The sequence below is a fragment of the Rhodococcus sp. R1101 genome (assembly GCF_000278445.1).
Lineage (GTDB): Bacteria > Actinomycetota > Actinomycetes > Mycobacteriales > Mycobacteriaceae > Rhodococcus > Rhodococcus gordoniae.
The window spans coordinates 1-12,308 of sequence record NZ_AJVB01000073.1; the positions used below are offsets into that span (position 1 = coordinate 1).

The window sequence follows — 12,308 nt, forward strand, 5'->3', positions numbered from 1 at the left end:
AGGTCGTGCACATCCTGGTGATGCTCGCGCTGGTGTTCGCCGTCGCGATCCGCGAGGAGATCCGCGTCGTGCTGGTCGTGTGGGTTGCGACCGTCCTGTTGTTCGCGGCCTTCGTTCCCGGCCGCGACGGCTGGGGATGGGGCATCGGGATCAGTGCGATCGTCGTCTTCGGGTTGCTGGTGCGGTGGCTGCTGATCTCCCGCCGGCAACTCGCCCGGGAAGAGGAGGTCAGCGAGCTCGAACGTGCGCGTCGCGCCATCCTCGAGGAGAAGGCGCACATCGCACGCGACCTGCACGACATCGTCGCCCACCACATGTCGATGATCGTCGTGCAGGCGCAGAGCGCCCCCTATCGGCTTCCGGACGTGAACGACGACGTGCGCGCCGAATTCGAGGCCCTCGGCGCGACCGCGCGGGAAGCGCTGAACGACGTCCGCACCCTGCTCGGTGTGCTCCGCAGCGACGGGCAACTCCCCGAACACGAACCGCAGCCCGGCATCGACCGCATCGGCGAGCTGTTCGACTCCTCCCGCCGAGCCGGTATGACGCTCGAGACGGAGACGGTCGGCATCCCCGGGTCCGTCTCCGACGGGGTCGGACTCACCGTCTACCGGATCCTGCAGGAATCCCTGGCGAACGCGGCCCGACACGCACCCGGTGCCCGCGTGTGCGCACGGCTGCAGTGGGAACCGGCGACCGTGACGGTGGAGGTGACCAACGGACCGGCAGTGACTGCCGAGTTCGACGCCGCGGCTCGGCAGTCGGAGCGCAGTGGTGGCAACGGCATCCTGGGCATGGCCGAACGCGCATCCGTCGTGGGCGGCCGACTCGTCGCTCATCCACGACCCGACGGAGGTTTCGAGGTTCGAGCGGTCCTCCCGATACCGACCGGGGCCTAAGGTGGGTGCCGATGACCGAACCGCACCCACCCATCACCGTGTTCATCGCCGACGACCAGGCCATGGTCCGGCAGGGCTTCGGCGCGCTACTGGGTGCCCAGCCCGACATCAGCGTCGTCGGTGACGCTCCCGACGGCCGGGCGGCCGTCGCGGAAGTCGCGCGCCTGCGCCCGGACGTCGTTCTCATGGACGTACGGATGCCCGAGATGAACGGTCTCGACGCGGCGCGGCACATCATTGCCGACACCCGTGAGCCGCGGTCGAAGGTGCTCATGCTCACCACCTTCGACCTCGACGACTACGTCTACGAGGCGCTCGGGATGGGAGCGAGCGGGTTCCTGCTCAAGGACGCCCCCGCCGACGAACTCGTGCGGGCCGTGCGGGTCGTCGCCGACGGTCAGGCGCTCCTCGCGCCGACCGTCACCCGTCGTCTCATCGCCGACGTCACCAGCCGGCGCAGACCGACGAGGGGACGCGATCGTGTCCTCGACCCACTCACGCCGCGCGAACTCGAAGTGCTCGAACTGATCGCGCACGGATTGTCGAACACCGAGATCGCCGAACGCTTGTTCGTCGCCGAACAGACCGTCAAGACCCACGTCGGAAAGGTGCTCGGGAAGCTGCATCTGCGCGACCGCGCGCAGGCCGTGGTGCTCGCCTACGAATCCGGTCTCGTCACACCCGGCTGAATCGGGCTGCCGTCGCGCCGGTGAACGGGCAGGATGGCAATGCAGCAGCGGTCCGGGCGGTACCGGTCCGGGCGGTACGGATCCATGCGACGGGAGGTAGTGCGTGACGAGGATCGGAATTCTCACCAGCGGCGGGGACTGCCCCGGTCTCAACGCGGTCATCCGCGGTGCGGTGCTCAAGGGGACCGAGGTGCACGGGCAGGAGTTCGTCGGATTCCTCGACGGCTGGCGCGGTCTCGTCGAGGGCGATGTGATCCCGTTGGACCGCAGCCGTGTTCGCGGTCTCGCCCAGCAGGGCGGCACGATCCTCGGGACGAGCCGGTTCGGCCCGTACCAGGGGCCCGACGGTGGAGCGCAGAACATCCAGAAGACGCTCGACCGCCTCGGTGTCGACGCCGTGATCGCCATCGGGGGAGAGGGCACCGCCGCCGCCTCGAAGCGGCTGTTCGGTGAGGGAATCCGCATCGTCGGCGTGCCCAAGACGATCGACAACGACCTCGGTCACACCGACTACACCTTCGGTTTCGACACGGCCGTCGAGATCGCGACCGTGGCGATCGACCGTCTCCGCACCACGGGCAACTCCCACAAGCGGTGCATGGTGCTCGAGGTCATGGGCCGGCACGCCGGGTGGATCGCGTTGCATGCGGGCACCGCCGGTGGTGCGCACGCCATCCTCATCCCCGAACACCCCGAGAGCCTCGAACAGATCTGCGAGTGGGTGACCAGCGTCCGCGACCGCGGACGGGCGCCGATGGTCGTCGTCGCGGAGGGCTTCACGCTCCCCGGGATGGAGGAGGCGTACTCCATCAAGGGACTCGACGGTTTCGACCGGCCACGCCTCGGCGGTATCGCGGAGGTGCTCGCCCCGCTCATCGAGGAACACACCGGTATCGAAACCCGCGCGACGGTGCTCGGGCACATCCAGAGAGGCGGTGTCCCCACGGCATTCGACCGGGTGCTCGCGACCCGCCTCGGCATGGCGGTGACCGATCTCGTCGCCGAGGAGGACTGGGGGCACATGGTCGCGCTGCACGGCACCGACATCGCCCGGGTCGATTTCGACGAGCTCGCCGAGCCGAAGTACGTGCCCGACGAGCGTTACCAGGAGATGCGGATCCTGTTCGGGTGAGGCCGCGCGGCGGCACCGGTGGCGCCGTCTAAAATCGACATCATGACTGCCTCCGTGTCCGCTGACCTGCTCGCCTACGACGACGTGCTCGCGAAGTTCGAGCCCGTGATGGGCATGGAGGTGCACGTCGAGCTGCACACCGCCACCAAGATGTTCTGCGGATGCCCGACCGCCTTCGGCGCCGAGCCGAACACTCAGGTGTGCCCGGTCTGCCTCGGCCTGCCGGGGGCGCTGCCCGTCGTCAACCAGGCCGCGGTCGAGTCCGCGATCCGGATCGGGCTCGCGCTGAACTGCTCGATCACCCCGTGGGGTCGCTTCGCGCGGAAGAACTACTTCTACCCGGATCAGCCGAAGAACTACCAGATCTCGCAGTACGACGAGCCGATCGCCACCGACGGCTACCTCGATGTCGTGCTCGACGACGGCACCACCTGGCGGGTCGACATCGAACGCGCGCACATGGAGGAGGACACCGGCAAGTCGCTGCACGTCGGTGGCGCCACCGGCCGCATCCACGGTGCGAGCCACTCGCTGCTCGACTACAACCGTGCCGGTGTGCCGCTCGTCGAGATCGTCACCAAGCCGATCGTCGGTGCCGGCGAGCGCGCCCCCGAGGTCGCGCGTGCCTACGTCACCGCCCTGCGCGACCTGCTGAAGGCCCTCGACGTCTCCGACGTCCGCATGGACCAGGGTTCGATGCGCTGCGACGCGAACATCTCCCTCATGCCGATCGGCGCGAAGGAATTCGGTACCCGCACCGAGACGAAGAACGTCAACTCCCTCAAGTCCGTCGAGGTGGCCGTGCGCTACGAGATGCGCCGGCAGGCGGCGGTGCTCGTGTCCGGCGGCGAGGTGATCCAGGAGACGCGGCACTTCCAGGAGGCCGACGGCACCACCTCGCCCGGTCGTCGCAAGGAGACCGCCGAGGACTACCGCTACTTCCCGGAGCCCGATCTCGAGCCCATCGCTCCCGACGCCGCCTGGGTCGAGGAACTGCGCGCCACCCTGCCCGAGCTGCCGTGGCTGCGCCGGGCCCGCATCCAGGCCGACTGGGGCGTGTCCGACGAGGAGATGCGCGACCTGGTGAACGCCGGCGCGCTCGATCTCGTCATCGCGACCACCGAGGCCGGTGCGCCCGCCTCGGAGGCCCGCTCGTGGTGGGTTGCGTACCTGGCCCAGCAGGCCAACACCCGCGGCGTCGAACTCGCCGAGCTGCCCATCACGCCCGAGCAGCTCGCCCGGGTCATCGCGCTGGTGGCCGAGGGCAAGCTGACGAACAAGCTCGCCCGTCAGGTCGTCGACGGTGTGCTCGCCGGTGAGGGCGAACCCGACGAGGTGGTGGCCGCTCGCGGTCTCGAGGTCGTGCGCGACGATTCGGCGTTGCAGGCCGCGGTCGACGCCGCCCTCGCCGCCAACCCGGACATCGCCGACAAGATCCGTTCGGGCAAGGTCCAGGCGGCCGGCAAGATCGTCGGCGACGTCATGAAGGCCACTCGTGGACAAGCCGATCCGGCGCGCGTGAAGGAACTCGTGATCGCCGCGTGCAGTTGATCTTGCGCCGCTAGAGTAGCGGCGCATGGACGCCGCAGTTGCCACCTCGCTGTTCTGGATCGTCGTCGCAGCGGTGCTCGCACCGCTGATCGCCGGTCTCGTTCCGCGTCGGCTGATCCCCGAGGTCGTGCTGCTGCTGACCGCCGGTGTCCTCATCGGCCCCTACGCGCTCGACCTCGCGGAGACCGGTAGCGAGATCGGCATCCTGCGCGAGCTCGGGCTGGGAATGCTGTTCCTGCTCGCCGGATACGAGATCGACCCGGCCGAGCTGCGCGGACGCGGCGGACGTCGCGCGATGGTCACCTGGTGCGTGTGCATGCTGTCGGCCCTCGGTACCGTCGCCGTCCTCGGAACAGCGGGTCAGGTGCACGCCGAGATCGCCGTGGCGATCGCCCTGACGTCCACGGCACTCGGGACGCTCCTGCCGATCCTCGCCGACCGCGGGCTCCTCGCCACCCCGGTCGGGCGGTCGGTGCTCAACCACGGTGCGTTCGGGGAGTTGCTGCCGGTCGTCGCCATGGCGATCCTCCTCGGGGCGCGTGGCGCACTCGGGTCGCTGATCGTGTTGCTGGCCTTCGCGGTGGTGGCCGTGCTCGTCGCCGTGCTGCCCACCTGGATCCTGCGGGAGGGCACGCGGTTCTCGCAGTTCGTCCGGCTCGGCTCCGACACCACCGCCCAGATCCCGGTGCGCCTGACGATGCTGCTGCTCGTCGGGCTCATCGCGGTGGCCGCGGTCTTCGATCTCGACATCATCCTCGGCGCGTTCGCAGCCGGTTTCATCCTGCGCCGCACGATCCCGGCCGGCGACGAACGGCTCGAGAAGAAGCTCGACGGTCTGGGATACGGCTTCCTCATCCCCGTCTTCTTCGTCACCTCGGGCATGGCGATCGACGTCGGTGCCGTCGTGGGCGCCCCAGGGATCCTGCTGGCCTTCCTCGGACTGCTGATCCTCGTACGGGGTGTGCCGGTGTTCGTCGCGTCGCGCCTCGAACGCGACGCGACCGGGAGCCGGATGTTCGGAACCGCGGAACAACTGCAGATCGCGCTGTACTCGACGACCGGCCTCCCGCTGATCGTCGCGGTCACGGGGGTCGCGGTGGCCGCCGGGCAGATGTCGAACGCGAGCGCGTCGATCCTCGTGGCGGCCGGCGCCGTCACCGTCCTGGTGCTCCCGATGCTCGCGGGACTGCTCCACCGCCCCGCGCCGGCGGAGACACCGGAGCGGGCCTGATCAGTCGAATCCGCCGCCGCCGGCCGGGAACTGGATGCGGACGACGCGGTCGTCGTTCGGTCCCGGTTCGGCGCCCGACTTGTTGACCGTGGACACCCACAGCAGGCCGTCGGGCGACGAGGCCGCACCGCGCAGCATGCCGTAGCGGTCCTCCGCCGCGAGGACGGGCGCCGCCGTGACCGCCCCGGTTCCCGGGTCGGTGGTGACGACCGCGACGGCTTTCGCGTCGGTGAGCGAGATCGCGATCCCGTCGGGGGCCGCCGCACAACCGGCGACGCCGGGCCGCTCGGGCCACGTCCAGGCCGGGCCGGTGCCGGTCGAGCCGTCCACCCCGACCCGCTGGAGCCGGTCCTCGAGGGGCGTGCGGTCGGTGACCCACAGGTTGCCGTTCGGATCGCGGCACACGTCGCCCGCGGTACCGATGCCCGCCAGCATCACCGACGGTGCCGGCGCCGCTCCGGGCGCCGGGAGCGGTACTTTCAGGAGCTTGCCGGACAGGACGTTCGGATCGTTTGCGGCGGAAGCATTTCCGGCGTCACCGGTGAGGACGGCGATCTCGGTGGGTGAGACGAACTCGAGGGCGCCGGCATTGCCGGTGGCGCCGCGGGGTATCCCCGTCAGCACGTCCTTGGGGGTGTCGCCCGCGGCGATCCGGACCACGCGATTGTCGGAGGCCGTGGTGATGTAGGCGTAGAACAACCGGTCCTCGGCGAAGGTGGGGGAGAGCGCCACGTCCAGCAGCCCGCCGTCTCCGGACCCGTCGACGGGGATCGTCGCGACCTCGACCGGCTCGGTGTCCGGCGCGACCTGCAGTATCCGACCCGTTCGGCGTTCGGTGACGAGCGCGGAGTTGCCGTCGGGCATCGTCACCAGGCCACCGGTGACGTCGAGGCAGGTCGCGATCACCGCCGGGTCGGGATCGACACACGGCCCCGGCAGCTTGGGGGAGGCGCTCGGCGTCGTCGTCCCTGTGGGATCCTGCGGGCCTACACCCGGACCGGGATCGAAGGTGGGTTCGGGGGTGAACGGGCTCGATGCGGAGTCGTCGAAGCGGGCACACGACGGGACGGCGAGGACCCCGACGGCCAGCGCCGCCGCTGCCGCGCGTACGCCCCACGAACCGGTCCACCGCGTACCCCGTGTCATGCCGCAAACGTTACCGGCACGACGCGCGCACCCGCGGATGCCGGGTGCGGGTGCGGAGGCGGGCCTAGGCTGAGGACGTGGCCGACAACAAGAACGGTGGCGTACCGGACGCGGGTTCGAGTCCCTACGGCAATCAGCCCGACGAACGCACACTCGAGATGCGCCGACCACGCGAGTCGTATCTCGGGTCCGACGACGACTTCGATGCCGGAACTCCGCTGGGCAACGACGCCTACGCCGCTCCCACCGAGCAGATGTACCGGCCGGAACCGGTCTACGGTGCGGAGACGGGCGGCGCGGTGGCCGCCGGGGAGCGGACTCCGGTGAAGGTCCGCCGGGGCACCCTGGACCTCGGTCTGTTCGTCCTGCGGGCGGCGGTCGGGGCGATCCTCGTCGCCCACGGACTGCAGAAGCTGGTGGGCTTGTGGAACGGCCCCGGGCTGGACGGTTTCGAAGCGTTGCTGCGCGATGCGGGATACCGGGAGCCGGCGGTGCTCGCGATCGTCGGCGCGGTCGGTGAGATCGCCGCCGGTGCGCTGCTCGTGCTCGGTCTGCTCACCCCGTTCGCGGCGGCCGCGATCGTCGCGATCATGGTCAACGCGGTGCTGTTCAAGCACGAACTCGAACCGGGCGTCCAGTTCTTCGCCGCCGAATCGTCGGGCTTCGAATTCGAGGCTCTCCTCGTCGCCTGCGCGGTGGCGATCACCCTCACCGGGCCGGGCCGCATCGCGGTCGACGGGCGACGCGGCTGGGCGACACGCCCCTTCGTGGGTTCGTTCACCGTACTGCTGCTGGGTGTGGCGGCAGGCGTGTGCCTGTGGATCTTCGGACGCTGACCCACGAACAACCGGAATACGACGAACAACCGGGATACGACAAGGGCGAAGGCTCCGCGACCGGATGATCGCGGAGCCTTCGCCCTCGTGTGGTGAGGGGTTACGGCACGCGCCGGACGGCACCCTTGTCGGCGGAGGTCGCCAGCGCAGCGTACGCGCGCAGTGCCTTCGAGACCGTGCGCTCGCGGTCGACCGGCTGCCAGGGCCGTTCGGAGGCCTCCATCTTCGCGCGTCGCTCGGCGAGCACGTCGTCGTCGACGAGCACCTCGAGGGTGCGGGTCGCGACGTCGATGCGGATCCGGTCGCCCTGCTCGATCAGGCCGATCACCCCGCCGGAGGCAGCCTCGGGGGAGACGTGCCCGATGGACAGACCGGAGGTGCCGCCGGAGAACCGGCCGTCGGTGATCAGGGCACACACCTTGCCCAGGCCGATTCCCTTGAGGAACGAGGTGGGATGCAGCATCTCCTGCATGCCGGGGCCGCCGGCCGGGCCCTCGTAACGCACGACCACCACGTCGCCGGCCTTGATCTTCTTGCCGAGGATGACCGAGACGGCCTCCTCCTGCGACTCGACGACGTAGGCCGGGCCCTCGAAGTGGAACAGATCCTCGTCGATGCCGGCGGTCTTGAGGATCGCGCCGTCCGGTGCGAGGTTGCCGCGCAGCACGCACAATCCGCCTTCGACGGTGTAGGCGTGCTCGATGTCGCGGATGCAGCCGCCCGCGGCGTCGGTGTCGAGCGACGACCAGCGGTTGTCCGTCGAGAACGGTTCGGTGGTGCGCACACCACCCGGGGCGGCGTGGAACAGTTCGAGGGCGGTCTCGGACGCCTTGCCGGACCGGATGTCCCAGGTGTCGAGCCACTCGTCGAAGCTCTTCGTGTGGACCGTGGAGACGTCGGTCTCGAGCAGGCCACCGCGACGCAGTTCGCCGAGGATGGCGGGGATTCCGCCGGCGCGGTGCACGTCCTCCATGTGGTAGTCGGAGTTCGGGGAGACCTTCGCCAGGCACGGCACCCGACGGCTGATCTCGTCGATGGTGGACAGGTCGAAGTCGACCTCGCCCTCCTGCGCGGCGGCGAGGGTGTGCAGCACGGTGTTCGTGGAACCACCCATCGCGACGTCGAGTGCCATCGCGTTACGGAAGGCGGCCGGGGTCGCGATGTTTCGCGGCAGCACCGACTCGTCGTCGTCGCGGTAGTAACGCAGGGCTGCCTCGACGATCGTCGTGCCGGCGGTCTCGAACAGTGCGCGTCGCGCCTCGTGGGTGGCGAGGGTCGAACCGTTGCCGGGCAGCGCGAGACCGAGGGCTTCGGTGAGGCAGTTCATCGAGTTGGCGGTGAACATGCCCGAGCACGAACCGCAGGTGGGGCACGCGCTGCGCTCGACCTCGTCGAGGCCTGCGTCGTCGACGTCCTCGCTGGCGGAGGCGGAGATGGCGGTGATGAGGTCGGTGGGGGCGTGCGCGACACCGTTGACGACGACGGCCTTGCCGGCCTCCATCGGACCGCCGGAGACGAAGATCGTCGGGATGTTCAGGCGCATCGCGGCGTTGAGCATGCCCGGCGTGATCTTGTCGCAGTTGGAGATGCACACGAGCGCGTCGGCGGTGTGTGCGTTGACCATGTATTCGACCGAGTCGGCGATGATCTCGCGGCTCGGGAGCGAGTAGAGCATGCCTCCGTGGCCCATCGCGATGCCGTCGTCGACGGCGATCGTGTGGAACTCGCGTGCCACGCCGCCCGCTTCGCGCACGGCCTTCGCGACGATCTCACCGACGTCCTTGAGATGGACGTGACCGGGTACGAACTGCGTGTAGGAGTTCGCGATCGCGACGATCGGCTTGCCGAAGTCGGAATCGGTCAGGCCGGTGGCGCGCCACAGGGAGCGCGCTCCTGCAGCGTTTCGTCCGACGGTGGTGGTGCGTGACCTCAACGGGGGCATGGGCTGACTTCCTTGACGGTGGCTGTGTGCGCAATCGGCCGGGTCGCATCCGGTCGCCGGGCTGGGGCGGGTTCGGGCAGCGGCACCGACGAATCTACTCGTGTGTCTCCGGGTGCATCTATCCGCACCCGGTCGCGGGACTCAGGAGGAGCGGTGGTCCTTCTTCTCGACGGTGCCTGCGTCGTCGGCGGTTTCGGCACCGGATACCGATTCGGATCCGGATTCGGATGCCGTCTCGGCGCGGTGGGACTCCTCCTCGGCGCGGCGTGCGGCCGCGTACGGATCGGGGATGCGGCCGCCGCTGGCTTCCGACAGCTGCGGCAGGCGGCCGAAGGTGACGACCGGCAGTGCGACCTCACTGCCGTCGGTGAGCCGTGCGCGGGCCCAGCCCCGCTTGGGGAACCGGAGGCCGTCGAGGGAATCCCAGTCCAGACTCGTGGTGGAAAAGGTCGCCCGCGCGACGATGCCCTCGGGGCCGACGACGGTGCGTACACGCACGATCCATGCGGCGACGAGAAACGGGATGATCAGCGTCCATGCGAAGGCCGCCGGCCACGCCAGCGCGGGGGAGGCGAGGGCGAGGAACAGCAGGGCGCACGCCAGGAACGACAGTCGCGAGATCTGGATGACCTGCGTCGTCGAATCGGGCGTGTGGGATGATGGAGTAGGTGGCACGGGCTGCTGGGAAGATGACACCTCTACATCTTCGCACTGCAGCCGCGGCATCTCACATTCTGGGACAGTCGACCGCATCAAGTTGACTGTCTGGACACCATGCGCCTACCGTCGAGCGCGTGAATCAGAATGGGTTGCTCGTAATCGGCCGGCGCGTCGTCGCCTGAGCCGCATTCCGCAACTCGCCCACGACGCGCCACCCTCGTACAGCAGACTTGCTGACGAGGGTTTTTTGTTGCCCGGAGCCAGAATCAGAGGAACTCGCAGTGAGCGCACCAACCGCACGGCCTCAACCCTCGCCGCGAAAGCCGGGGTCCACCACCCCGACTCCCGCAGCTGCAGCAGCGCAGCCCGCCAACCGTCGCCAGGTCGCCCCCGAGCGGATCACCGGCGCGCAGTCGGTGGTCCGCGCACTCGAGGAACTCGAGGTCGACACGGTATTCGGCATTCCCGGCGGCGCGATCCTGCCCGTCTACGACCCGCTCTTCGACTCGCGGCGCGTGCGTCACGTGCTCGTCCGTCACGAGCAGGGCGCCGGACACGCTGCCACCGGTTACGCCCAGGCGACCGGCAAGGTCGGCGTGTGCATGGCCACCTCCGGTCCGGGCGCGACGAACCTCGTCACCCCTCTCGCCGACGCGCAGATGGACTCCGTGCCCGTCGTCGCGATCACCGGCCAGGTCGGTCGTCCGCTCATCGGCACCGACGCCTTCCAGGAAGCCGACATCTCCGGCATCACCATGCCGATCACGAAGCACAACTTCCTGGTCACCGACGGCGCCGACATCCCGCGCATCCTGGCCGAGGCGTTCTACCTCGCCTCCTCGGGCCGGCCGGGTGCCGTCCTCGTCGACATTCCCAAGGACATCCTCCAGGCGCAGACCACCTTCAGCTGGCCGCCGGAGATGCACCTGCCCGGCTACCGCCCCGTGACGAAGCCGCACGGCAAGCAGGTCCGCGAGGCCGCGCGGCTGATCGCCGACGCGACGAACCCGGTGCTGTACGTCGGGGGTGGTGTCATCAAGGCCGACGCGTCGCCCGAGCTGCTCGAACTCGCCGAGCTGACCGGCATCCCGGTCGTCACGACGCTCATGGCCCGTGGCGCGTTCCCCGACAGCCACAACCTGCACTGCGGCATGCCCGGCATGCACGGCAACGTCGCCGCGGTCGCCGCGCTGCAGAGAAGTGATCTGCTCATCACCCTCGGTGCCCGTTTCGACGACCGGGTGACCGGCCAGCTCGACTCGTTCGCGCCCGACGCCAAGGTCATCCACGCAGATATCGATCCTGCGGAGATCGGCAAGAACCGGCACGCCGACGTGCCGATCGTCGGTGACTGCAAGGAGGTCGTCGTCGAGCTGATCGAGGCCATCCGCGCCGACCTGGCGACCGGCACGAAGCTCGACTACGCGGCCTGGTGGGCCTATCTCGACGACATCCGTCGCACCTACCCGCTGAGCTACGACCGCCCCACCGACGACACCCTGTCGCCGCAGTACGTCATCCAGGCCGTCGGCAAGCTCGCCGGTCCCGACGCGATCTACTGCGCGGGTGTCGGACAGCACCAGATGTGGGCCGCGCAGTTCGTCGACTACGAGAAGCCGCGCACCTGGCTCAACTCCGGTGGTCTCGGCACCATGGGCTATGCGGTGCCCGCCGCGATGGGCGCCAAGATGGGCCGCCCCGACGCCGAGGTGTGGGCCATCGACGGCGACGGCTGCTTCCAGATGACCAACCAGGAACTCGCGACCTGCGCGGTCGAGGGTGTGCCGATCAAGGTCGCGCTGATCAACAACGGCAATCTCGGCATGGTCCGGCAGTGGCAGACCCTCTTCTACGAGGAGCGGTACTCCAACACCGACCTGGCGACGCATTCGTTGCGCATCCCCGACTTCGTCAAGCTCGCCGAGGCCCTCGGATGCGTGGGTATCCGCGTCGAGCGCGAGGAGGATGTCGAGCCGGCGATCCGCCGGGCGCAGGAGATCGACGACCGTCCCGTGGTGATCGACTTCATCGTCGGCAAGGACGCACAGGTGTGGCCGATGGTCGCCGCCGGCACGAGCAACGACGAGATCATGGCCGCGCGCGACATCCGGCCGTTGTTCGACGACGACGCCGCCGCCGACGATCCCGCCGTCATCCACGAGACCATCGACGCGCTCGAAGCCCGCAGCGAGAACGCGGCGGCCCAGGAGGAGACCAAGTGA

At 69.4% G+C, this 12,308-nt stretch carries 10 protein-coding genes; 7 read left to right on the top strand and 3 right to left on the bottom strand.

The genetic code is table 11. The features are described from left to right. The 5 genes from R1101_RS0107660 to R1101_RS0107680 form a co-directional block, all read left to right on the top strand. Window positions 1-899: sensor histidine kinase (locus R1101_RS0107660; RefSeq protein WP_016932862.1), on the top strand; the 899-nt coding region annotated here is incomplete at its 5' end. An 11-nt stretch (window positions 900-910) separates the two neighbouring features. Beyond that, window positions 911-1,588, top strand: coding sequence for a response regulator (locus R1101_RS0107665; protein ID WP_016932863.1), 678 nt, complete (start codon window positions 911-913; stop codon window positions 1,586-1,588). Between the two features lie 103 nt (window positions 1,589-1,691). Beyond that, window positions 1,692-2,720, top strand: a complete 1,029-nt coding sequence (locus R1101_RS0107670; RefSeq protein WP_016932864.1) for a 6-phosphofructokinase — start codon at window positions 1,692-1,694, stop codon at window positions 2,718-2,720. 42 nt (window positions 2,721-2,762) lie between these two features. Then, window positions 2,763-4,271, top strand: a complete 1,509-nt coding sequence (gatB, locus tag R1101_RS0107675) for an Asp-tRNA(Asn)/Glu-tRNA(Gln) amidotransferase subunit GatB (protein ID WP_016932865.1) — start codon at window positions 2,763-2,765, stop codon at window positions 4,269-4,271. 25 nt (window positions 4,272-4,296) lie between these two features. Continuing rightward, the gene (locus R1101_RS0107680) at window positions 4,297-5,502 is read left to right on the top strand and encodes a cation:proton antiporter (RefSeq protein WP_016932866.1); all 1,206 of its coding nucleotides are present in this window, start codon (window positions 4,297-4,299) and stop codon (window positions 5,500-5,502) included. Here R1101_RS0107680 and R1101_RS0107685 read toward each other — a convergent pair whose 3' ends face one another. After that, window positions 5,503-6,648: a PQQ-dependent sugar dehydrogenase gene (locus R1101_RS0107685; RefSeq protein ID WP_016932867.1), complete on the bottom strand. Its 1,146-nt coding sequence runs from the start codon at window positions 6,646-6,648 to the stop codon at window positions 5,503-5,505. A 77-nt stretch (window positions 6,649-6,725) separates the two neighbouring features. Here R1101_RS0107685 and R1101_RS0107690 point away from each other — a divergent pair, with 77 nt between their 5' ends. Then, window positions 6,726-7,484 (top strand): DoxX family protein, encoded by a 759-nt coding sequence (locus tag R1101_RS0107690; protein WP_016932868.1) that lies wholly within the window; start codon window positions 6,726-6,728, stop codon window positions 7,482-7,484. 100 nt (window positions 7,485-7,584) lie between these two features. Here the strand turns inward: R1101_RS0107690 and ilvD are convergent, their stop codons facing one another. Both ilvD and R1101_RS0107705 read right to left on the bottom strand, forming a co-directional pair. Then, window positions 7,585-9,426 (bottom strand): dihydroxy-acid dehydratase, encoded by a 1,842-nt coding sequence (gene ilvD, locus R1101_RS0107700; protein ID WP_016932869.1) that lies wholly within the window; start codon window positions 9,424-9,426, stop codon window positions 7,585-7,587. A 141-nt stretch (window positions 9,427-9,567) separates the two neighbouring features. Continuing rightward, window positions 9,568-10,101, bottom strand: coding sequence for a PH domain-containing protein (locus R1101_RS0107705; protein ID WP_016932870.1), 534 nt, complete (start codon window positions 10,099-10,101; stop codon window positions 9,568-9,570). A 266-nt stretch (window positions 10,102-10,367) separates the two neighbouring features. Here R1101_RS0107705 and R1101_RS0107710 point away from each other — a divergent pair, with 266 nt between their 5' ends. After that, the gene (locus tag R1101_RS0107710) at window positions 10,368-12,308 is read left to right on the top strand and encodes an acetolactate synthase large subunit (RefSeq protein WP_026003002.1); all 1,941 of its coding nucleotides are present in this window, start codon (window positions 10,368-10,370) and stop codon (window positions 12,306-12,308) included.

Coding starts and splice junctions, on each gene's coding strand:
- gatB (WP_016932865.1), top strand. CDS start 2,763: ATGACTGCCTCCGTGTCCGCTGACCTGCTCGCCTACGACGACGTGCTC.
- R1101_RS0107685 (WP_016932867.1), bottom strand. CDS start 6,648: ATGACACGGGGTACGCGGTGGACCGGTTCGTGGGGCGTACGCGCGGCA.
- R1101_RS0107680 (WP_016932866.1), top strand. CDS start 4,297: ATGGACGCCGCAGTTGCCACCTCGCTGTTCTGGATCGTCGTCGCAGCG.
- R1101_RS0107665 (WP_016932863.1), top strand. CDS start 911: ATGACCGAACCGCACCCACCCATCACCGTGTTCATCGCCGACGACCAG.
- ilvD (WP_016932869.1), bottom strand. CDS start 9,426: ATGCCCCCGTTGAGGTCACGCACCACCACCGTCGGACGAAACGCTGCA.